The following is a 21,121-nucleotide window of genomic DNA, read 5'->3' as shown; positions in this document are numbered from 1 at the left end:
CCCGGCCCGTCCGGTTCAGGAAAGCCACGATGCCGCCCGCAGGGGGCGGCATCGTGGCTTTCCTGAACCTCGGGGGAGCTCACGCTCACCCCGCGGGTTCCTCGGCCAGTACCCGCTGGGCGACCCGGAACGCCGAGTTGGCCGCGGGCACCCCGCAGTAGATCGCCGACTGCAGCAGAACCTCGACGATCTCGGCCCTGGTCAGGCCGTTGCGCAGGGCTCCGCGCAGGTGCAGCTCCAGCTCGGCGAAGTGGCCGTGGGCGATCAGCGCGGTGAGGGTCACCGCGCTGCGCATGCGCCGGTCGAGGCCGGGGCGGGTCCAGATGCCGCCCCAGGCGTACCGGGTGATCATCTCCTGGAACTCGGCGGTGACGTCGTCGGCGCGGCCGAGCGCCGCGTCGACGTGCGCGGGGCCGAGCACCTCGCGGCGGACGGCCAGGCCGTCGGGGTCGAGGTCGAGGGGGCGGGCGGGGTCGGTCATGGGGGTCACGCTAGTTGGGCGGCCCGCTCGCACCAGTCGGGATCGAGGTGGGTCGCGACGGCCACGAGCGGCGCGTTCCACCGCACGCAAGATGTCGTTGGTGGTCTCCGAGGTGGGCTCGTCGAGGTAGCGGAGCTGCGGCGGGAGACCGGCCAGCTCGGGGTCGGCTGGGAAGCCGTCGTAGCGGCGGGAGTTCGCCCCGCCCGCCACCGATCCGGACGGGGCGGGCGGGAGCGCCGGGTCGAGCGCGTGGCCGAACATCCGGGCGTGCGTGCGGCGGGGGTGGTCGGTGCCGTGGCCGACGACGTAGCTCTGACCGAGGCCGTTGCTGCCCAGGACGTAGTCCAGCCCGGACAGCACCGCGTCGCGGAAGCGACGTTCGCCGGTCAGCCGGTGCGCGGTGGCCAGCACGACGAGGTTGTTCAGGATGCGCCCGGTGGAGCCCCAGTCGTAGCCCTCCGGCGGGTCGTAGGGCTGCTCCCACGGCTGCCCGGCCTGGATCCGGACGAGCCGCTCGGCCGCCGCGACGACCGTGCCGCGCACGCGGTCGCGATCGGGCAGCCCGCTCGGGGCGAGCGCCAGGTCGAGTCGGGCCGGGGCGGCGACCCGGTCGTAGTCGAACCCGGTGGGGTCGAAGGCGTCGGCGGTGTGCCACGGCGACGCGCCGACCTCCGCCTCGAACCCGGCCTCCCCGGTGGCCAGGTACAGCTCGGCCGCGGCCCAGTAGAAGTCGTCTGTGGGGTCGTCGTCGGGGTAGGGGCCGCCGCCGAACGCGCCGCCGTCGTCCGGGGCGAGCAGGTGGGGGTGGCGGTGCGCGGCGGCGTGCGCGGTGCGGGCCGCGGCCAGCAGCCGGGCCGCGTAGTCCGGGTCCGCCAGGCGAAGGCCCGCGCCCCGCGGGCCGCGACCGCGGCCAGGTGCAGGGTGGCGGTGGTCGACGGGCGGTGCAGCACGCGTTCGGTCGGGTCGTCCTCAGGTCGTCCGGGCCGCGGCGACCAGGTGGTGCCGTGCACGCGGTGGAACGCGGTGCCGGCGAGCGGGTCGCCCGCGGGGACCTGCATCCGCAGCAGCCAGTCGAGCTGCCAGCGGCACTCGGCCAGCACCGGGGCGGGCGGCGCCGGGTCGGCGACGGCCAGCAGCTGCCACGCCGCGATGGCCCCGCTGACGACGTACTTGCCGTAGTCGCCCGCGTCGTACCAGCCCCCGGAGACGTCGACCGCGCCCGGCATGCGCCAGCCCGGGTACAGCCGCTCCTGGTCGGGGCCGGTCCAGGCGGCGACCGCGACGTCGCCCGCGTGCCGGCAGCGCATCGACCGGAAGAACGCCAGCGCGTCGGCGGCGAGGGCGTCGTGCACGCGCTCATCGACCCGGAACGGGTGGCTGTCGGCCGCTCCCGCCCGGATCCGGTACTCGCCGGGGCGGGTCAGCGCGGAGAACTCCAGGACGTGCACCACCAGCCCGGACGCCGGGTCGGGCCGCCGCGGCCACGGCCGCGACCGTCCGCGCAGCGCCGTGGCGCCGCCCGCGTCGACGACGGCGAACTCCACCGGCCCTGGCTCGTCGGACACGAGTCGCGCGCTTGGGGCCGTCGCCAGGGAAGCCGACCTGGTTGACGCGCACGGCCGGGCGCTCCGCCGCGATCCGGGCCGGCGAGCTCATCCGGGCAGCCTATGTGGCGAGGTCGTGAACGTGACCGAAATCGCTGGTGGAGCGGCCTGTTCACGCCATGGGGCCACCCCCTGGGGCCGGGGCGCCCCGTCGGCGCCGGTACCGTCGGACCAATGATCTGGCGACGGGTCGGCGCCGGCCTGGCGCTGCTGGCGGTGGCGGCGCTGGCCGCCTACCTCCTGCGCGACGGCGTCCCCAACGTCCGGCAGACCGTCGCGGCGGCCGGGTTCTGGGCCCCGCTGCTGTTCGTCCTGCTGCACGGCGTGATCTGCGCCGGGCCCGTCCCGCGCTCGGTGTTCACCGTCGTCTCGGGGATCCTGTTCGGCTCCGTGACCGGCGTGCTGGCCGCGCTGGCGGGCACCGCGCTCGCCGCCGGGCTGGCGTTCGTGCTGGCCAAGGCGATCGGCGCGCGCCTGGTCGAGCGGCACGCGCACCGCCCCCCGGTGGCCTGGGTGCTCCGGCGGGTCCAGCACCGCGGGCTGCTGACGATGATCTCGCTGCGGCTCATCCCGCCGATGCCGTTCTCGGTGATGAACTACGCCTCGGCGCTGTCCGGCGCGGGCATCGTCCCCTACCTCCTGGCCACGGTGATCGGGGTGCTGCCGGGCACGATCTCGATCGTCGTCCTCGGCGACGCCGCGGTCAGCGGCGACCCGCACCCGGCGATGTTCGTGGTCTCCGCGGTGTCCGGGCTGATCGGCCTGACCGGGGCCTACTTCGTCGCCCGCCGGCCGCTGCCCGCCGAGCCGGAGCCGCCGGCCGAGATCGTCGACACCGCGGCCACCGATCCCGGCGACGGCCTGCGCAGCGCCGCCTGAGGGTCAGGCACCCCGCGCCACCAGCCCCACCCCGACGACGAGCACGAGGGCGGCGGTCAGCACCGGCGTGAGGGTCGACAGGCGGGCCGAGCGCCCCCGCAGACGCCCTGCGAGGGCGGAGCCCGCCAGTCGGTCGCGCAGCACGACCAGCAGCAGGCCGGTCGTGGTCAGCGTGGCCGCCATGCCGACGCCGTAGGCGAGCACCAGGCCGACGCCGAACCAGGTGCGGCCCAGGCCGACCGCCCCGAGCAGCACCAGCAGGGCGGTCGGGCTGGGGACCAGCCCGCCGGCCACGCCGAGCCCGACCAGCGCGCCGCGGCCGAACCGCTCCCCGTGCCCGTGCCCGTGCCCGTGGCCGTGGCCGTGGGTCGGCGCGGCGGGCGTGGCCGCGCCGACCAGCGCGAGCGTCCGCTCCGACTCCGGGACGGCGCCCGTGGACCGCCGGTGGGCGCGCCAGGCCGAGCGCAGCAGCCCGACCCCGACCGCGGCCACCAGCAGCCCGCCGGCCACCCCCAGCCCGCGCAGCAGGCCGTCCGGGGCGACGGCGGCCGAGGCGCTGAGCACCAGCCCGAGCACGAGCACCCCGGCCGTGTGGGTGAACGTCACCGTGGCCCCGACGACCAGCGCGTCGCGCCGGGTGCCGCGCCGCCCGGCCAGGTAGGCGGCCATGACCGTCTTGCCGTGCCCGGGCAGCAGGGCGTGCGAGGCCCCCAGCACCAGGGCCAGCAGCACGGCCAGCGGCCCCACCCAGCCGGCGGGCTCGGGGCGGCCGACGAGGTCGGTGAAGAACGCCTCCAGCTCGTTCAGCGTCCCCTCGAGCGAGGACCCGCGGGCGCCGCCGGCCGTGACGGCGGCGCCGGCGCCGGGCCGCGTGCTCAGCGCGACCGAGCGCTGGTCGAGGGGACTGCTCAGCAGGTCGGCGGGGTAGGCGCGGAGCCGGTCGCTGACGCTGGTCGCCGGCACCGCCGGGTCGACGAGCGCCACCCCGGACCCGGTCGCGGTGATCTCCCGCCAGCCGATCCGGTCGGCCAGGTGGGAGTCGGTGAGCTCCACGGTCGCCGGCCGGTCGAGCGCCGCGGGCGTCGTCAGCGCGCACTCGACGCGGATGGTGGGCAGCCCGGCGTCGCCGGGTGGCAGCGCGAGCGCGGCCCCGGTGACGGTCCAGGTCAGCGGGGCCCCCTCCACGGCGACGCGGACGTCGGTGGCGATCGCGGCGCAGTCGGCCTCGGCGCGCGTGCGGGCCTCGGCGGGGTCGACGGTGCCGCTGCCGTCGCGGTCGATCTCGGGGATGAGCTGCAGGGCCGGGATCTCGGCGTGGTCGACGACCGCGAGCAGCTCGATCCGGTCGGGGAAGAGCACCAGCCCGTCGTGGTGGTTGACCGTCAGGTCACCCAGCGGGTGCGCCTCGGCGTCACCGGCCGGGAGGAGGGTGGCGGTACCCGCGCACAGCGCGGCGACCACGCCGGTGCGCGCGAGCCGGCGGGCGATCACCGCTGCCCCCGCAGGGCGTCGAGGGTGCGGCGGGCGGTCGGCGCGTGCAGCGGGGAGAAGTGCGGGTTGGTGGCCAGCGCGCCGTCGAGCACCGCGATCGCCTCGCCGGTGCGCCCCAGCCCGGCCAGGACCATGCCGTGGTGGAAGTCGGTGGTCGCGTCGCGGCGGCCCAGCGCGGTGGCCCGCTCGGTGTGGGGCAGGGCTTCGGCGTCGCGGCCGGCGCGGTGCAGCGCCCAGCCGAGCGCGTCGGCGGCGAACGCGCTGGGCGCCGCGGCGTACTCGGCCTCGGCGAGCGCGACCGCCTCGGTCGGGTCGCCGTGGTCGGCGGCGAGCTGGGCCGCGGCCAGGCCGTCGCGGGACCCGGCCGCCTCGGCCAGCTCCCGCTGCGCGTCGAGCAGCCGGTACTGGGCCCGCGCCTCGTCCGCACGCCCGGCCGACTCCAGCAGCTCGCCGTACTCCAGCAGGTACCGCGGCAGCGGCACGCGCAGCGCCAGCACCCGGTAGGCCTCGATCGCGGCGTCGAGCCGTCCGGTGGCGGCCAGCACCTTGGCCCGGCCCTGTCGCAGCGCCGCGTGGTCCGGGTCGGCCAGCAGGCCGCGCTCGTAGTGCCGGCTCGCCTCGTCGACCCGCCCTCCGCTCCAGGCCAGCTCGCCGAGGTGGTACTCGCAGAACGCGGTCTCGTCGGTGCTGGTGGCGGCACCCAGGGCCCGCTCCAGCGCCGTCCGGGCGCCCTCGACGTCGCCGCGCAGCTCCAGCTCGTAGGACGCCCGGGTGAACGCGGCCACCCCGGGGCGCAGGTCCAGCATCCGCTGCACGGCGGCCGTCGCGGTGGCGGTGTCGCCGAGCTGGGTGGCCGCGTCGGCGAGCACGCCGTGCGCCTCCGCGCCGGCCGGGTTGAGCGCGAGGGCCTGCTCGGCGTGGCCGCGGGCCGCGGCGAAGTCGTGCCGGGCGTTGGCCAGTGCGCCCAGCCCGATCAGCGCGGGCGCGTTGCCGTCGGGCTGCAGCTGCAGGGAGCGGTCGAGCGCGCCCTGCGCCTGCGCGTAGTAGACGGGGTCGGCCGTCACCCGGGCCTGCTCGACGTAGGCCCCGCCGAGCCCGGCCCAGGTGGCCGCGTCGCCCGGCACCCGCCGCAGCCGGGCCTGGGACTGCGCGATGGTGTCCGAGAGCCGGTCGCTGACCGCGGTCGGTGCCCGGGCGGGATCCGAGCCCGCGGTCGCCTGCAGCCCGGCGGCCAGCACGGTGGCCAGCAGCCCCGCGACGGCGACGGCCGGCACGACCAGCCGCAGGCGGGAGCGGCGGGGAACGGTGTCGCCAGCGGCGCGGACGTCGTCGTCGAGCGGGTCCGGGCGGGTCTCGGTGGGCGGTGCGGCGGCGGCCATGGCGGGGTCCTGTCCTGCGGGCTGGTGCGGTGGCGGTCGGTGGGGACGTCGCTCAGCCGGTCGTCGGCGGAGCGCCCGGACCCCGCGGGCCGGCGGGTCGAGCGCGGTCGGGGCGCCGCCGCAGCACCAGCGCGGCCACGGAACCGGCCAGCAGCGCACCGCCCAGGCTCCCCACGGCCACCACGGCCATCGGGTTCCAGTCGGTGCTGTTCGCGGCGGGGACGACGGCGGTGTCCACGGTCCCGTCGTCCGAGGACGGGGTCGCGCCCGAACCTCCGGAGTCCGAGCCCGACCCGCAGGCGGAGCCAGCGGAGGCGCTGTCGGCCGCCGTCCGGTTGCCGGGCAACGCGACGTACGGGAACTCGTCGAGGAACGCGACGTCGTTGGCGTCCACCTCGTCGCCATCGGCCAGCGCGTCGACCAGCGTGCCGGTCTGCGCGGCCCCGGCCACGGCCTGCAGCGAGATGTCGATGACGTCGTCGCCCAGGCGCCGACCGTTCGGGAAGCCCTGCAGGTCGCCGGCCAGCACGCCCAACCGGTCGGGGTCCTCGGTCGGCTCGATCGAGGTGTTGAGCCGCAGCATCTCCGACGGCTGGAACCGCGCCGGGTCGGCGTCGGCGTTGAGCACCTGGCTGTTGAGGTCGGCCTGGATCGGCGGCGCGGTGCCGTCGAGCGTCGGGGCGTTCTCGGCGATGCCGGTCAGGTAGATCTCGACGAGGTCGTTGCGCGGGGTGGCCGGCGCGGGCAGCCCGTAGATGCCCTCCAGCAGCCGCGCGACCTCCGGGTCGGTCACCCGGTCGACGACCTCGGGGATGGTCGCGTCCTGCACCGGCTGCAGGCCGTTGAACGCGTCCTTCAGCCCGGCGGGCAGCACGACCTCGTTGACCAGCGGGTTGCCCAGCCGGGAGACCTGCACGTCGGGCCCGGTCGCGGTGGCCTTGCCCGGCGAGAGCTGCAGGGTCCTGCGCTCGGTGGCGCTCCAGACGCCGATCACCGGGTTGCGGTCCGGGTCGCCGTTCGCGGTGACCTCGGGCAGCGGCAGCTGCAGCGCCCAGGTGTTGACGTCGGTCGCGGCCAGCGTGTCCTGCCCGGTCCCGGACAGGTCGCCGCCGTAGAGCAGGTCGAAGACCCGCAGGTCGGCGAAGAACGGGTCCTCGGCCGCGCCGACGTAGGTCTGGCCGCCACCGCGCAGCGGGGTGATGGCCTGGTCGCGCAGCGGGGCGTAGTCCGGGATGGAGGCCGCGCCGACGTTCGACGGCGCCACCTGGCCCTCGCCGATCTTCTCCCAGCCGCCGCCCTTGCTCACCGAGATCGTGTAGTACTGCCGGAACAGCAGGTTCTCGTCGTCCAGGCTCTCGACCGGGCCGTTGTTGTAGAGGAACGTGTCGTTGCCGCGACGGTCGTCGGTGCGGAAGGTGAGCCGGTAGCTGACGTCGGACTTGGCGTTGCCGTCGTTGTCGATGTGGATGTCGTAGTTGGCCTCGGTGGCCCAGGGGTAGAAGGTGGGGCCGCCGTTGGGCTCCTGCAGGCCGAACCAGTTGGCCACGAAGGTCACCGTGCCGGACCGGTCCGGGCTGACGAAGGCGTAGACGTCGGTGTTGTCCACGGCGGGGTCGGCGGCGATCAACGGCGCCTCCCGGTGGCTGGAGGCACCGGCCGGGCCGGCGGAGATCGAGGCCAACGCCGTGGTGAGCGCGATGGTGCCCGCGGTCGCGAGCGCACCGGCCACCCGACGCCGGGATCGGCGTGAGCGGGACATCGGATTCCTTCCGAAGCGCAGCCCGGACCGACCGGGGAACGGGAGATCGTTTCCGGTGGCGGGCGTGCGGAACCAAGCCCGGAACGCGAATGCGCCGGACGGAGTAGTTGTCGGGAATCGAACGGTGGAGCGTTCGCCGATGCGCTGGTCCGAGCTGCGCGGATCCGAGCTACACCGACATCACCACTTTCGTGGCGGGACCGGAATTGGTTCGCCCGGATGTGCGCTGTCGCTGGTGTGCGACGGGGGTGGGTGCCGGCGGCGGGATTCGAACCCGCACTGGCGGCGTTCTAAGCGCCGTCTCTCTGCCTGTTGGAGTACGCCGGCCGACCGTCCGGCCCCGTGCGGGACCGGACGGTGCGGAGTGCAGCCAGGATACGGGTCAGACCTTCAGGTCCTTGCGGAGCTTGGCCACGTGACCGGTGGCGCGCACGTTGTACTGCGCCTCCTCGATGGCGCCCTCCGGGCCCACCACGAACGTCGACCGGATCACCCCGGTGACGGTCTTGCCGTACATCTTCTTCTCCCCGAACGCGCCCCACGCCGTCAGCACCTCGCGGTCGGGGTCGGACAGCAGCGGGAACGTCAGCCCCTCGGCGTCGCGGAACTTCGCCAGCTTGGCCGGCTTGTCCGGGGAGACGCCCAGCACGGCCAGACCCGCGTCGTTGAGGTCGGCGAGGCTGTCGCGGAAGTCGCAGGCCTGCTTGGTGCAGCCGGGCGTGCCGGCCGCAGGGTAGAAGTAGACGATGACGCGCCGGCCGCGGTAGTCCGACAGCGACACCGGCTTGTCGTCCGCGTCGTGGAGCGTGAAGTCCGGCGCGGGGTCGCCGGGGGCGAGTCGGGAGCTCATGGCCCCGATCCTGGCAGACCCGGTCGGGTGCGGCGGCCCGACCGACGTCGGGCGGACCCGTCATCTACCGTGTGGAACCCCAACATCGATTGTCAGGAGGCGTCGTGGCGCGCGACCCGGACACCATCCAGCGCGAGATCGAGAGCGCCAGGACCGCACTGGCCGACAGCCTGGACGCGCTCAGCGACCGGGCCAACCCCAAGCACCTGGTCGAGCAGGGTCGGGAGAGCGTCCAGGAGAAGCTGAACGACCCCAGGATCCGCTACGCGCTCATCGGCGTGGGCGCGCTGGTCGGGCTGCTCGTCATCCGCAGCCTCTTCCGCTGACCCGGAGGTCGTGGGTGGGAAGCCGGGCCGGAGCCCGGCTTCCGCTCACGACCCGAACCGACCCGCGCGGACGGCGGCGACGAAGGCGCGCCAGGCGGCGGGGGAGTGGGACTGCGGGGGACGGGTGCGGTCCTTCGTGTCGCGGACGGCGACCTCGCCGGGGAGGAACGCCACCTCGACGCAGCTGGCCCCGTTGGTGCCGCTGTAGCTGCTCGTGCGCCACTGCGCCTGGGTGAGATCCACGGTCGCCTCCGCTCGTCGGAGCCGCGCCGCCGCCTCCTCGATCCGGGTCAGGGACTCGGTCGGGTCGAGGGCCGCGGAGCGTACGCGGCCGAACACCAATCCAGCCCGGTCGACGTCGGATGCCTTCTGCGTCCGCAGGGCGCCCACCGCGTGCTCGACGTGCGCGATGTCCGGCTCGCCGAGGTGCTCGTAGCCCAGGAGCACCACCCCGCCCGCCATCCCGGCGTGCGCTCCGGCCGCCGACGGCAGGACCTGGACGGTCACCGACGGGAGAGCCGCCGCGGCGATCACGTGTCGGAGCTGGGCGCGCATCACCGTTGCCGCCCCCGTTTTCCCTGTGCCCTCCGTGTCCGCCCGGTGGCACATGGTGGCAACGTCGTCCCCGGAACGGGATCCCGCCCCGTCGCCGGGGTCAGCGAGGTCAGAGGGAGGCGGCGTGGGCGAGGGTCTGGGCTCGGGTGGCGCCGGCGGCCAGGAGCTGGCGGTAGCGGACGATGCGGCGGGCGGCACCGAAGCCGGCCACGGCGACCAGCCGGTCGTTCGCGAGGTAGCCGGCCACCGTGCCGCGGATCGGGCCGCCGTCGAGGCCGTCGCCGTGCAGCGGGACGACCTCGTCGGCGCTGTCGGGGCGGCCGAGGAGCTGGATCTTCAGGCCGAACTGGTCGGACCAGAAGTACGGCACGGCGGGGGGTGGGGCCTCGGCGCCGAGGATGTCGCGGGCCACGACGGTGGCCTGATCGCCCGCGCTGGTCCAGTGCTCGTGGCGGTGGTGGCCGCCGTGGGTCGGGTCGGCCCAGAGGGCGACGTCGCCGACGGCCCAGGTGGCGTCCAGGCCGATGACGCGGCCGGTGGGGCCGCAGGTCAGGCCGCCGGCGACGGTCGCGCCGGAGCCGGCGACCCAGTCCAGGCGGGGTTCGCCACCGATGCCGACGACCGCCGCGTCGGCGACGACCTCGGTGCCGTCGGCGAGCTGCACGGTCACGCCGGTGGGCTCGGCGGGGCCGGGGGCCATGCCGGTGATCTTGACCTCGGTGCGCAGGTCGACGCCGCCCTCGGTGAGCAGGCGACCGGCCAGGGCGCCCAGTCGGGGGCCCAGCGCGCGGACGGAGGGGACCGGCAGCGCCTCCAGGACTGTGACGTCGATGCCGCGCTCGCGCGCCGTGCTGGCGACCTCGGCGCCGATGAACCCGGCCCCGACCACCAGTAGCGAGCCGATGCGGTCGAGGGTGGCGCGCAGGGCCAGTGCGTCGTCGAGGGTGCGCAGGGTGTGCACCCGGTCGGGCTGGCCGGGCAGGGTGCGGGCGGCGAGGCCGGTGGCGATCACCACCGCGTCGCCGTGCAGGGCCGAGCCGTCGGACAGCTCGACGACCCCCGGGCCCAGGCCCACGGCGCTCAGGCCCAGGTGGGTGCGCACGCCCAGCTCGGTCAGCGCGTCGACGGTGCTGAGCACGACGCGCTCGGGCTCCCACGCCCCGCTGAGCACCTGCTTGGACAGCGGGGGGCGGTCGTACGGCGGGTGCGCCTCCGCGCCCACCAGGCTGATGCGCCCCTGGAAGCCGGCGGCCCGCAGCTGCTCGGCGGTGCGCAGCCCGCCCAGTCCGGCCCCGATCACCAGCACGTGCTCCGGTTGCGTGCTCATCTGCACCCCGACTCCGTCACGGGACAATCCTGAACGTGGAGCGCTCCGCGAGCGCTCAGCCTGCCCTGGTCTCGGGGTCCAGGCGGTTGCGCATGCGGTCGAGCGTCTGGGCGAGCAGCCGGGAGACGTGCATCTGCGAGATGCCGACCTCGTCGGCGATCTGGGTCTGGGTCATGTTGCCGAAGAAGCGCAGCAGCACGATCGTGCGCTCGCGCTCGGGCAGCTCGGCCAGCACCGGGCGCAGGGCCTGGCGGAAGTCGACGCGGTCGAGCTCGGCGTCGGCCTCGCCGACCAGCTCGCCGACGGTGGCGCTGCCCTGCTCGGAGGACAGCATCTCGTCCAGCGAGGAGCTGCGGTAGGCCTCGGAGGCCTCCAGGCCCTCGAGCACGTCGGCCACCGGGATGCCGAGCTTGTCGGCGATCTCGGTCGGGCGCGGCGCCCGGCCCAGGTTCTGCGACAGCTCCGAGACCGTGCTGTTGATCGAGACGTGCAGGTCCTTCAGCCGCCGCGGCACCCGCATCGACCAGCCCAGGTCGCGGAAGTGCCGGCGCACCTCACCGCTGATCGTGGGCACGGCGAAGGAGAAGAACTCGTGGCCGCGGTCGGGGGAGAACCGGTCGATGGCGTTGATCAGTCCGACCGTCGCGACCTGGACGAGGTCGTCGAGCGGTTCGCCGCGGTTGGAGAAGCGCCGGGCGATGTGCTGGGCCACCGGGAGGTAGCCGCGCACCAGCTGCTCGCGCAGCGGTTCGCGCGCCGGGTCGTCCGCCGGGAGCTCCGCGTAGCGCTCCAGCAGCGGGACGAGGTGGCCGTACTCGGGATCCGCCCTGGTCACCGGGGTAGGTCGCCGGCGTGCTTGGTCAGCTTGATGCCGACCGTGGAGCCGGAGTCGTCCGCGCTGGCGGCGTGGTCGACGGCGACGTCGTCGGCGAGGGTCTGCAGGACCCGCCACCCGAAGGTGTCGGTCGAGACCTTCACATCGGCGTTCCCGGTCTCCACGACCGCGTGCACCTCGATCCGGTCCGGGCGGACCAGGAAGGTGCACAGCAGGCTGGACCGGGCGGCGGCGATGTCGACCAGGGTGGCGCACGCCTCGTCGACGGCCATGCGCAGGTCGGAGATGGCGTCGAGGTCGAAGTCGGCCCTGGCCGCGAGGTCGGAGGCGACGGCGCGGATGGTCGGGATCAGGGCGGGGCTGGCCGATGTCCTGACCTCGACGCTGGACGCCCCGTCCAGGTCGGGCACGGAGGGGGAGTCCAGGTCGGACACGCTGGCGTTCTCCTTCGGCTGGGGCTTGTCAGCCTAGTGGGGGCGCCCGGTTCGTGCCGGGGCGGGTCTGCATCTGCGCGGACCGGATTCGATCAATGACCCAGTGCGGTCGCGAGGTCGGCGTGCAGGGTGAACAGCTGGTCCGAACCGGTGATCTCGAGCGGGCGCCGCACGGCCCTCGCGGTGACCACGAGGTGCAGTGGGCGGTCGCTGTCCTCGGCGCGGTGCGCGGCCTGGATCAGCACCGCCAGCCCGCTGGAGGCCAGGAACGTCACCCCGGACAGGTCGACGACGAGCAGGGCGTGGGGCGCGGCCACCAGCTCGCGCAGCGCCGCGTCCAGCTCGGGGGCGGTCAGCGTGTCCAGCTCGCCGCTCACCGCCAGCACGGCGGCGTCCGGGCGCGGGTGGTCGACGTCGAGGCCCAGTGCCTCGGCCGATCGCGGCGGGCGCGCGTTGGGGTCCTGGGTGGCGGGCTCGGCCATCGATCTTGCCTCCGGCACGGTCAGGGCGGGCTCGGCCGCGGGAACGCACCTGGGCACGGTCCGGCCGGGGTGATCCGGTGGGCCCGGACTGGTACGGCTGCTTCTGAACCGTGTCGGCGTGCGAGCTTACCGACGAGTTCGGTTCCGCGGGTCACGGGGGCGCGACGGTGGGGCGTGGGCTCTAGGCTGCTCGGGTGGCGGATGGTGCACCTGTCGCTGCGGTCCCCGAGGACGGGCCCGGCCTGGCGGAGATGGCGTTGGACGGCGCGGCCCGCGCGGTCGGGACCGACCTGCCGAGGGTCCTGCACGGGGCGCCGGCCGCGGTGCTGGTGATCGACCTGGACACCCGCAGCGTGGTCTACGCCAACGCGGCGGCGATGGAGCTCACCGGCGACCGCGTCCGGCTGCCGGTCGACATCGACGACTGGGGCGACGCGGCGGGCCTGACCGACCTGGGCGGCCAGCGGATGAGCGAGTCGCGCTCGCCGCTGTCGCTGGTGGCCCGCGGCGTCCCGGTGGCCGGCGAGCCGGTGGCCGTGCGCGACGCCGCCCGCCGCGGCTCCACGGCCACCACCGAGCAGCGCGAGGCCAGCGAGGGCAGGTTGCTGTGGGCCACCGGGTTCGGGCTGGCCGGGGTGGCCGACGACACCCCGGCCGCCGCGGCCGCGGCCGCGCTGGAGCGGCGAGCGCTGCTGGTGTTCCTGCAGCTCGCGGGCACCGAGCACGCCGACCGCAGGCGCCTGGAGGTGCTGCGCGACCGGGCCGTGGTGGCGACCGACATGTCGTTCACCATCACCGACCCCCGCCAGGCCGACGACCCGCTGGTCTGGGTGAACCCGTCGTTCACCAAGCTCACCGGGTACTCCATGGACGACGTCAACGGGCGGAACTGCCGGCTGCTGCAGGGCCCGAACACCGATCGGGGGACGGTCGCCCGGATCACCGCCGCGCTGCGCCGCCGCGAGCCGATCACCGAGGTGCTGCTGAACTACCGCAAGGACGGCACCGCCTTCTGGAACCAGGTCGCGATCACGCCGGTCTTCGACGGCGCCGGGGAGCTGGTCAACTTCGTCGGCGTGCAGAACGACGTCACCGAGCGGGTGATGGTCGAGCAGGAGCGGCGCGCCGCGCTGGCCGAGGCCGAGCAGGCGCGCAGCGAGCTGCGCCTGCTGGCCGAGGCCACCACCCAGATGACCGGGGCCCTCGACGTCGCCGACGCCTGCGCCCGCCTGGCCGGCGCGCTGGTGCCCCAGCTGGCCGACCTGTGCGCCGTCGACCTGCTCGACCGGCCCGGCGCGGGCGCCACCCAGCGGCTGGCGGTGGCCGGTCGGGAGGGGGCCGACGAGGAGGCGCTGCGCGAGCTGGGCGAGCTGCGCGACTACCGGGTCGGGCGCGGGTCGGACACCGGCGCGGTGCTGGGCGGCGCCGACCCGGTGCTGATGCCGGAGCTGCCCGAGCGCGGTGCCGACCGCTACCCGGACGACCCGGGCGCGGCCGCGGTCTACGACCGGCTGCGGCTCAAGTCGGTGATGGTGGTGCCGATGCGGGCCCGCGGCCGGGTGCTCGGCGCACTGACCCTGGCCACCCAGCAGCCCTACGGCCGCCGCTACACCTCCGCCGACCTGCACCTGGCCACCGACCTCGCCGGACGGGCCGGGCTGACCGTGGACAACGCCCGCCTCTACGAGGTGGAGCACGCCGCGGCGGCCACGTTGCAGCGCAGCCTGCTGCCCGCGGTGCCGCGGATCGAGGGCATCCGGCTCGCCGCCCGCTACCTCGTCGGCGTCGACGGCAACCAGGTCGGCGGCGACTGGTACGACGCGCTCAACCTGCCCGACGGGGCGGTCGGCATCGCGGTCGGCGACGTCGTGGGCCACGACCTGCGGGCCGCCGCGGCGATGGGCCAGCTGCGCGCCGTGCTGCGTTCCTACGCCTGGGACGGCGCCCCGCCCGGGCTGGTCCTGGACCGCTGCGACCAGCTGGTGCAGGGCCTGGAGATGGCGGCCATGGCCACCGCCGTGTACGCGCGCATCGAGCCCGCCGACGAGGACGGCGTGCGGTTGCTGCGCTACGCGAACGCCGGCCACCCCACGCCGCTGCTGCTGCAGCCCGACGGCAAGCTCGTGCGCCTCGACGAGCACCGCTCGCCGATGATCGGCGCCGTGCCGCGGCTGGGCAGGCGCGCCGGGGACGGGCGCGAGGACGCGGCGGTGCGGATGCCCCCGGGCTCGACGCTCGTCCTCTACACCGACGGCCTGACCGACGCCGCGGGCGAGGACGCCGACGAGCGCACCGAGCTGATGGAGCGCACCGTGGCCGGGATGCCCGTGGGCGCCGACGCCGAGGACGTCGTGGAGCAGGTGCTGCGGGTGTGCACTCCCACCGAGCTGCGCGACGACGTGGCGCTGCTGGCCGTGCGCCTCGACGACCGGCACTGAACGCCCGGCGCCGATCGGCCGTCCACCTGAACGGGTGATGAACATCCGGCCACGCCCGGCCGGCCGGAACCGTTCGGTCGTACGGCAGCGTCCGGACGCCGTTGCGCCTCCGTGACCAGTGCTGATGCCGTGAGCGGCACTCCACGATGGACGGACTGTACGACCGAACGGCGGCCACCCTGGGCTGATCGCCGCTCACGGATGGTCTTCGCCCGCTCGGCGTTCGGGGGGCCCGGATGAGGATCAGCATCGGCTCGACCCGGTTCACTGTTACATGGAGCCAAAGCGGCCAGGGGGCCGGGCTTTCGCGTTGTGGGGGACGTTGACGATGTCCGCAGTACCGACCGAGTTCACGGCCGACATCCCGGATGGCCGGGATCCGCCCGGCGATCCGGCGAGCGGCCGGGTCCGGATGCCCGTGCCGGTACCGGCCACGGTGCCGGTCCCGCCATCGGCGCCACCGGTCGCCGCCACCGACGAGCGCCGGATCGTGGCCGTGGCGCTCAGCGCCGAGGAGCTGCTGCGGCCCGGGTCCGACCTGACCCGGATCCTGCGCGGGTTCCCGAGCGCCGACCTGCTGGTGGCGACGGACGAGCCGCGGCTGACGCCCGTGCGCATCCCGCTGCCACCGCCCGTGCACGTCGACGACCTGCCGCCGGTCGAGCTCGACCAGCACGCCGCCGCCGAGCAGGAGCTGGAGCTGCCCACGTCGGTGGTGATCGACGACCTGGACGTGCCGGGCCTGCGCGTGCACCGGCTCGCGCTGGACCTCCCGCTGCCGGGCCACGCGGAGGACGACCTGGTGGCCGCGCTGAGCGAGCTGATCGGGTTCGATCCGGAGCCCGGTGTGGTCTGCCTGGCGCCCGCGGCCGGCGGCGGTGCGGCGGTGGCCGGCCGGGCGGCGCAGCGGGTGGCGCGGGTCTACGGGCTGCCGCTGCTGCGCTTCGGCTCGCGCGACCTGTGCGGGGCCGTCGTCACCAGCTGATCACCAGCTGATCACCCGCTGACCGGTCGGACCGGCAGACGCACGCGGAGGCCGTCCGGGCGGTGGTGATCCACCACGGCCCGGACGGCCTCCGCGTGGGACGTCGTCGCGTCGTCGGCTCAGCTGGCCATCGGGATGCCGCGCTGCTCCAGGATGATCCGGCGCTCGGCCTCGGCCAGCCCGCCCCAGACGCCGAACGGCTCACGGGTCTGCAGGGCGAACTCGCGGCACATGTCCATCACCGGGCACCGCCGGCAGACCTCCTTGGCCTGCGCCGTGCGCCGGGCGCGCGACGGGTTGCGCTCCCCGTCGGGGTGGAAGAACACCGCGCTGTCCATGCCGCGGCACGAGCCGAGACGTTGCCACTGCCACGCGTGATCCATCGGCCCGGGAAGCCGCGAAACGTCGCTCATCGTCACCCCTAGTCTTTCGTGCCCGGCCGAGCGGGCGGTCGAGGTGCTGGTTCCCGGGGGTCACGGGGGTCAAACTCGGACGTCGCCCGGATCCACATCGCTCCGCGCTCCGGGTCGGGGTGGGCGGACGGCACGACGCCCCCACCGCCGGTCGACTACTGCGGCGGTGAGGGCGTCGTTACTGGTCAGAGCGGTGGAGCGGGTGGGCGCAGCCACTCATCGGGCGCCGGACCGAAGACGATCCGGGGCCGATATGTGACGCACGTCACATGCTCACTCCGCGGCGAGCGCCTGCTCGAGCGTGTCGTGCACGTTGAACAGCGGCACCAGACCGGCGATCGTCAGCGGGCGCAGCACGCGCCGGGCCGTGCACACGAGCCGGAGGTCGCTGCCGGCCGTCTGGGCGGCCTCGCGGACCTCGATGAGCACGGCGAGGCCGCTGGTGCCCAGGAACGTGACGCCGTCCAGGACCAGGACGACGGTGCCGACGCCCTCGGTCTCGAACTGCTCCAGCACGGCGGCCCGCAGCTGCGGGGACGTGAGCATGTCGACTTCACCGCCGACCTCGAGCACGACCTTCCCCGGCGACGGGGTGGTGGTCGAGAGCGTGATCTGGTCGTCGACGTCGCTCCCGCGCCGGATCGACGACGGCTCGGGCTGCGGGGTCTCACGGGTCTCGGACATCGACGCACACGGTAGGGCCTGGTCTCCGGCACTGCCACTCCAGGCGGGCGCCGTCGCCGAGAGGTGCGCACGGGGGCGCCCGGCGGCGCGTCCGCCGGCTCACCCACCCGGGTGGCCCTCGCCCGACTGCCGTTCATCGGACGGAGCGGCACGCCCGGCCGGCTACCGGGACGGCACGGCCGGCCGCTCGTCGGCGGCCATCTCGGCGCGGTACCAGGCGAGCTTCTCGCGCAGCCGGGCCCGCTGGGCGTGCAGCTCCTCGATCGCCGCCGCGACCACGGCCTCGTGCTCCTCCAGCAGCGCCACCCGCTCCGGCACGGTCGACCCGTCGAGCGACAGCTCGCCGTATCGGCGCAGCTGCGCGATCGGCATGCCGGTGTCGCGCAGGCAGCGCAGGAACCCCAGCCGGCCGATGTCCTCCTCGCTGTAGCGGCGCCGTCCGCCTGCCGTGCGGGCGACCGGCGAGAGGATGCCCTCCCGCTCGTAGTAGCGCAGCGTGTCGATGCTGAACCCGGACAGCCGAGCGGCCTCGGCCGGCGTGTAGGTCGTCACCGCACGGATTCTGCCGCGCTTGACCTGGAGCGCGCTCCAGATCGCAGAGTTGGTGGCATGACCGCTTCGCCCCTGGTGCTCGGCGCCATGATGTTCGGGACCACGATCGACGAGAAGACCTCCTTCGCCCTGCTCGACCGGTTCGTCGAGGCCGGTGGGGTGTGGATCGACACCGCCGACTGCTACTCCTTCTGGGCCAGCGGGTCCGGCCACGGAGGCGATAGCGAGGCCCTGCTCGGCCGCTGGCTCGCCGCCCGTCCGGGCGTCCGCGACCGGGTGCGCATCGCCACCAAGCTCGGCGCCGAGCCGCGCTGGCCGGGCAGCTGGCCCGCGCAGCGCGCGGGGCTCTCGCCGCGGGCCGTGCGCGAGGCGTTCGCCGGCAGCCTGCGCCGCCTCGGCGTCGACCGCGTCGACCTGCTGTGGCTGCACCAGGAGGACCGCACGGTGCCGATCGAGCGCACCGTCGACGCACTGGCCGAGCTCGTGGCCGACGGGTCGGTGCGCCGCGTCGGCGCCTCCAACCACCCCGCGTGGCGCGTCGAGCGGGCCCGCAGGCACGCCCTGGACACCGGCACGGTCCCGATCGACGCCTTCCAGCTCAGCGCCACCTACCTGCGGCCCCGGCCGGGGACGCAGCCGCCCGGCAACGTGCAACCGTTCGGCGTGCTGGGCGACGAGCAGCGCGACTACGCCACCGAGCACGGCATCGAGGTCTGGGCCTACACACCGCTGCTGAGCGGGGCCTACGACAACCCCGACAAGGAGGTCCCCGAGGTCTACGACCACCCCGCCAGCACCCGCAGGCTGGCCGAGCTGGACAAGGCGGCCGCCGAGCTGGGGGTGCCGCGCGGCCGGGTCGTGCTGGCCTGGCTGCTCGCCCACGGCGTCCGCCCGATCCTCGGCGGCAGCAAGCTCGACCAGCTCGACAGCGCGCTGGAGGGCGTGCGGTTGGAGCTGGCCCCGGAGCTGCTCGCCCGCCTCGACGCGCCGGTCTGACGCGCGGCTAGCGTGAAGGCGTGAACGGCGGCGGGGATGGCGGGGAGACGCGCGACTGGGTGATCGAGGCGATGCGGCGGGTCGAGGCCGACGCCACCCGCTCCGCCGACACCCACCTGCACGCCTTCCCGCTCCCCGCGGACTGGGGCGTGCACGTCTACCTCAAGGACGAGTCGGTGCACCCCACCGGCAGCCTCAAGCACCGGCTGGCCCGCTCGCTGTTCCTCTACGCCCTGGCCAGCGGGTGGATCACCGAGGGGACCACCGTCGTCGAGGCCAGCTCCGGGTCGACGGCGGTCTCGGAGGCCTACTTCGCCCGGCTGATCGGGGTCCCGTTCGTCACCGTCATGCCCCGCTCCACCAGCCCGGAGAAGATCGCCCTGGTGCGCCGGTACGGCGGGCGCTGCCACTTCGTCGAGCACGGGGTGCAGATGTACGCCGAGGCCGCCCGGCTGGCCGCCGAGTGCGGCGGGCACTACCTCGACCAGTTCACCTACGCCGAGCGCGCCACCGACTGGCGGGGCAACAACAACATCGCTGAGTCGATCTTCGAGCAGCTGGCGATGGAACCGCACCCGGTGCCCGAGTGGATCGTGGTCGGCGCCGGGACCGGCGGCACGTCGGCCACCATCGGCCGCTACGTGCGCTACCGGCGCCACCGCACCCGGCTGGCCGTCGTCGACCCGGAGAACTCGGCGTTCCTGCCCGGCTGGGCCACCGGCGCCGCCGACTACGCCACCGGGATGCCCTCCCGGATCGAGGGCATCGGCCGCCCCCGGATGGAGCCCAGCTTCGTCCCGGGCGTGGTCGACCTGATGTTCGCCGTGCCGGACGCGGCCAGCGTCGCCGCGGCCCGGCACCTGCACGCCACCACCGGCCGGTGGGCGGGCGGCTCGACCGGCACCAACCTGTGGGGCGTCTGGCAACTGGTGGCGCGGATGCGCGCGGAGGGCGTGCGGGGCAGCGTCGTCACGCTCATCTGCGACAGCGGCGACCGCTACCGCCACAGCTACTACGACGACGGGTGGCTGGCGGAGAAGGGGCTCGACCCGGCGCCCTACACCGCCACGATCGAGCGCTTCCTGGGCACCGGGGAGTGGTCGCCTCCCTGACGGCGCGGTGCCCGCATCCGTTCACTCCGTGGTCGCGTTGGTCGGTCAGCGTCACCGCACCACCACAGGACGGAGAGATGACGTGACCCGCTCCACCTCCGAGGGACTCTCGCGCCGCGGATTCCTGCAGGGCACCGTGGCGGGCGTCGTGCTGCTCGGCGCCCCGCAGGTGCTGCTGACCGCCCCGAACGCCGCCGCCGCCCCGGCCGGCCCCGGGTACGGCCCGCTGCTCCCCGACCCGGCCGGGCGCCTCGCCCTCCCGAAGGGCTTCACGTACCGGATCGTCACCGAGGCCGGGAAGACGACCCTGGAGTCCGGCGAGCCGACCCCGGGCACCCACGACGGCACCGGGGCCTTCCCGCACGGGCGCGGCACCGTGCTGGTCAACAACCACGAGATCGGCGCGCTGGCCGAGGCGCAGGGCGAGGTGCCCGTGCCGGCGCTGCCCGGCCTGACCTACGACCCGGCCATGGGCGGCGGCTGCACCGTCGTCGAGACCGACCACGACGGCGCCCGGCTCAACGAGTACGTGGGCATCGCCGGCACCTCCACCAACTGCGCCGGCGGTATCACGCCCTGGAAGACCTGGCTGACCTGCGAGGAGGACAGCACCCGGGCCGGTGAGGACGGTGCCACCCGCGACCACGGCTACGTCTTCGAGGTCGACCCGTTCGACCGGAAGGCGAACGCCGACCCGACCCCGGTGAAGGCGTTCGGCCGCTACGACCACGAGGCCGCCGCCGTCGACCCCCACACCTTCGACCTCTACCTCACCGAGGACGCCGCCGGCCCGAACGGCCTGTTCTACCGGTGGGCGGCGCCCGACGGGTTCCGCGGCGGCAAGGGCGTGCTGCGCGACCTCGGCGCCACCGACGGCGAGCTCGCCGCGATGAGGTGCCGCACCGAGGACGGCGCGCACGTCGACGACCTCTCCCGCGGCACCGAGATCGGCACCACCTTCCGGGTGGAGTGGGTGCCGGTGCCCGACCGCGACGCCGCGACGGTGCCGACCCGCGAGCAGTTCGGCGACGACCAGGTCACCCGCGGGCGCAAGCTCGAGGGCATGTGGTGGGGCGACGGGGGCGCCTACGTCGTGACCAGCTTCGCGCGCGCCGAGGACAGCCCGGTGCCGCACGACGGGCAGGTGTGGTTCTACGACCCGAGGGCCGCGACGCTGACGCTGAAGGTGCGGTTCGGGCTGAACCCAGATCCGGACGCCGACGGCGCGTTCGACGGGCCCGACAACATCACCGTCTCGCCGTGGGGCGGGCTGATCCTCGCCGAGGACGGCGAGGGCGTGCAGCACCTCATCGGGGTCTCGGGCGACGGGGAGGCCTACCCGCTGGCCCGCAACGAGGTCGACGGCAGCGAGTTCACCGCGCCGGTGTACTCGCACGACAAGAAGGTGCTGTTCGCCAACGTGCAGACCCCCGGGACGATGTTCGCGATCACCGGACCCTGGCGTCCCCAGTAACCCCGCCGTGGGGGGCCGCGAAAGGGGGGGGTGGGGCGGGGGACCAACCCCCCCCCGAGAGTGTA

At 75.0% G+C, this 21,121-nt stretch carries 20 protein-coding genes, 1 tRNA gene and 1 pseudogene; 7 read left to right on the top strand and 15 right to left on the bottom strand.

Annotation, left to right across the window (positions count from 1 at the left end):
• Positions 1–85 precede the first annotated feature (85 nt).
• Positions 86–1,327, bottom strand: a complete 1,242-nt coding sequence (locus tag KDL28_RS42380) for a glycoside hydrolase family 9 protein (RefSeq protein WP_443698367.1) — start codon at positions 1,325–1,327, stop codon at positions 86–88.
• Between the two features lie 41 nt (positions 1,328–1,368).
• Positions 1,369–2,046, bottom strand: a pseudogene (locus tag KDL28_RS02620) (glycoside hydrolase family 9 protein); the annotation flags it as partial.
• A 213-nt stretch (positions 2,047–2,259) separates the two neighbouring features.
• Between KDL28_RS02620 and KDL28_RS02615 the strand changes: the two are divergent.
• Positions 2,260–2,964 carry a TVP38/TMEM64 family protein gene (locus tag KDL28_RS02615; protein ID WP_252435551.1) on the top strand — a complete coding sequence of 235 codons (705 nt, stop codon included), beginning with the start codon at positions 2,260–2,262 and terminating at the stop codon, positions 2,962–2,964.
• Positions 2,965–2,967: 3 nt separating this feature from the next.
• Here KDL28_RS02615 and KDL28_RS02610 read toward each other — a convergent pair whose 3' ends face one another.
• The 5 genes from KDL28_RS02610 to bcp form a co-directional block, all read right to left on the bottom strand.
• The gene (locus KDL28_RS02610) at positions 2,968–4,455 is read right to left on the bottom strand and encodes a High-affinity nickel-transporter (protein ID WP_252435550.1); all 1,488 of its coding nucleotides are present in this window, start codon (positions 4,453–4,455) and stop codon (positions 2,968–2,970) included.
• Positions 4,452–5,834 (bottom strand): tetratricopeptide repeat protein, encoded by a 1,383-nt coding sequence (locus KDL28_RS02605; protein WP_252435549.1) that lies wholly within the window; start codon positions 5,832–5,834, stop codon positions 4,452–4,454. Before KDL28_RS02605 ends, KDL28_RS02610 begins: the two co-directional genes overlap by 4 nt.
• 52 nt (positions 5,835–5,886) lie before the next feature.
• Positions 5,887–7,563, bottom strand: a complete 1,677-nt coding sequence (locus KDL28_RS02600; RefSeq protein WP_252435548.1) for a DUF4331 domain-containing protein — start codon at positions 7,561–7,563, stop codon at positions 5,887–5,889.
• Between the two features lie 283 nt (positions 7,564–7,846).
• Positions 7,847–7,920, bottom strand: a tRNA-Leu gene (locus KDL28_RS02595).
• A 55-nt stretch (positions 7,921–7,975) separates the two neighbouring features.
• Positions 7,976–8,443: a thioredoxin-dependent thiol peroxidase gene (gene bcp / locus KDL28_RS02590; protein ID WP_252435547.1), complete on the bottom strand. Its 468-nt coding sequence runs from the start codon at positions 8,441–8,443 to the stop codon at positions 7,976–7,978.
• 104 nt (positions 8,444–8,547) lie between these two features.
• Between bcp and KDL28_RS02585 the strand changes: the two genes are divergently transcribed.
• Entirely contained in the window at positions 8,548–8,769 is a 222-nt protein-coding gene (locus KDL28_RS02585) for a DUF3618 domain-containing protein (RefSeq protein WP_252435546.1), read from the top strand.
• Positions 8,770–8,814: 45 nt separating this feature from the next.
• Here KDL28_RS02585 and KDL28_RS41260 read toward each other — a convergent pair whose 3' ends face one another.
• From KDL28_RS41260 to KDL28_RS02555, 5 genes are all read right to left on the bottom strand, one after another.
• Complete coding sequence (locus KDL28_RS41260) at positions 8,815–9,378, bottom strand: DUF397 domain-containing protein (RefSeq protein ID WP_308215914.1); 564 nt, start codon at positions 9,376–9,378, stop codon at positions 8,815–8,817.
• 55 nt (positions 9,379–9,433) lie between these two features.
• Entirely contained in the window at positions 9,434–10,651 is a 1,218-nt protein-coding gene (locus tag KDL28_RS02570) for an NAD(P)/FAD-dependent oxidoreductase (RefSeq protein ID WP_252435545.1), read from the bottom strand.
• Between the two features lie 55 nt (positions 10,652–10,706).
• On the bottom strand, positions 10,707–11,486 hold the full coding sequence (locus KDL28_RS02565) for a SigB/SigF/SigG family RNA polymerase sigma factor (protein WP_252435544.1): 780 nt from the start codon (positions 11,484–11,486) through the stop codon (positions 10,707–10,709).
• Complete coding sequence (locus KDL28_RS02560) at positions 11,483–11,920, bottom strand: ATP-binding protein (protein WP_252435543.1); 438 nt, start codon at positions 11,918–11,920, stop codon at positions 11,483–11,485. The genes KDL28_RS02565 and KDL28_RS02560 overlap by 4 nt, the downstream gene beginning before the upstream one ends.
• Before the next feature lie 92 nt (positions 11,921–12,012).
• A complete protein-coding gene (locus KDL28_RS02555) occupies positions 12,013–12,402 on the bottom strand; it encodes an STAS domain-containing protein (RefSeq protein ID WP_252435542.1) in 390 nt (129 codons plus the stop codon).
• A 194-nt stretch (positions 12,403–12,596) separates the two neighbouring features.
• Between KDL28_RS02555 and KDL28_RS02550 the strand changes: the two genes are divergently transcribed.
• Together KDL28_RS02550 and KDL28_RS02545 are read left to right on the top strand one after the other, a co-directional pair.
• Positions 12,597–14,840: a SpoIIE family protein phosphatase gene (locus KDL28_RS02550; RefSeq protein WP_252435541.1), complete on the top strand. Its 2,244-nt coding sequence runs from the start codon at positions 12,597–12,599 to the stop codon at positions 14,838–14,840.
• A 328-nt stretch (positions 14,841–15,168) separates the two neighbouring features.
• Complete coding sequence (locus KDL28_RS02545) at positions 15,169–15,825, top strand: hypothetical protein (RefSeq protein WP_252435540.1); 657 nt, start codon at positions 15,169–15,171, stop codon at positions 15,823–15,825.
• Positions 15,826–15,944: 119 nt separating this feature from the next.
• On the opposite strand, the gene KDL28_RS02540 is transcribed toward KDL28_RS02545, so the two are convergent.
• From KDL28_RS02540 to KDL28_RS02530, 3 genes are all read right to left on the bottom strand, one after another.
• Positions 15,945–16,238: a WhiB family transcriptional regulator gene (locus KDL28_RS02540; protein ID WP_252435539.1), complete on the bottom strand. Its 294-nt coding sequence runs from the start codon at positions 16,236–16,238 to the stop codon at positions 15,945–15,947.
• A gap of 273 nt (positions 16,239–16,511) precedes the next feature.
• Positions 16,512–16,922 carry an STAS domain-containing protein gene (locus tag KDL28_RS02535; protein ID WP_252435538.1) on the bottom strand — a complete coding sequence of 137 codons (411 nt, stop codon included), beginning with the start codon at positions 16,920–16,922 and terminating at the stop codon, positions 16,512–16,514.
• 162 nt (positions 16,923–17,084) lie between these two features.
• Entirely contained in the window at positions 17,085–17,474 is a 390-nt protein-coding gene (locus KDL28_RS02530) for a MerR family transcriptional regulator (protein WP_252435537.1), read from the bottom strand.
• A 57-nt stretch (positions 17,475–17,531) separates the two neighbouring features.
• Here KDL28_RS02530 and KDL28_RS02525 point away from each other — a divergent pair, with 57 nt between their 5' ends.
• The 3 genes from KDL28_RS02525 (at position 17,532) to KDL28_RS02515 (ending at position 21,056) form a co-directional block, all read left to right on the top strand.
• Positions 17,532–18,470 (top strand): aldo/keto reductase, encoded by a 939-nt coding sequence (locus KDL28_RS02525; RefSeq protein WP_252435536.1) that lies wholly within the window; start codon positions 17,532–17,534, stop codon positions 18,468–18,470.
• Between the two features lie 20 nt (positions 18,471–18,490).
• The gene (gene cds1 / locus KDL28_RS02520; protein ID WP_504967667.1) at positions 18,491–19,582 is read left to right on the top strand and encodes an L-cysteine desulfhydrase Cds1; all 1,092 of its coding nucleotides are present in this window, start codon (positions 18,491–18,493) and stop codon (positions 19,580–19,582) included.
• Between the two features lie 82 nt (positions 19,583–19,664).
• The gene (locus tag KDL28_RS02515) at positions 19,665–21,056 is read left to right on the top strand and encodes an alkaline phosphatase PhoX (RefSeq protein WP_252435535.1); all 1,392 of its coding nucleotides are present in this window, start codon (positions 19,665–19,667) and stop codon (positions 21,054–21,056) included.
• Positions 21,057–21,121 lie beyond the last annotated feature (65 nt).

The sequence above is a fragment of the Pseudonocardia humida genome (genome assembly GCF_023898865.1).
GTDB lineage: Bacteria > Actinomycetota > Actinomycetes > Mycobacteriales > Pseudonocardiaceae > Pseudonocardia > Pseudonocardia humida.
This window is presented reverse-complemented; position numbering and strand designations above follow the sequence as displayed.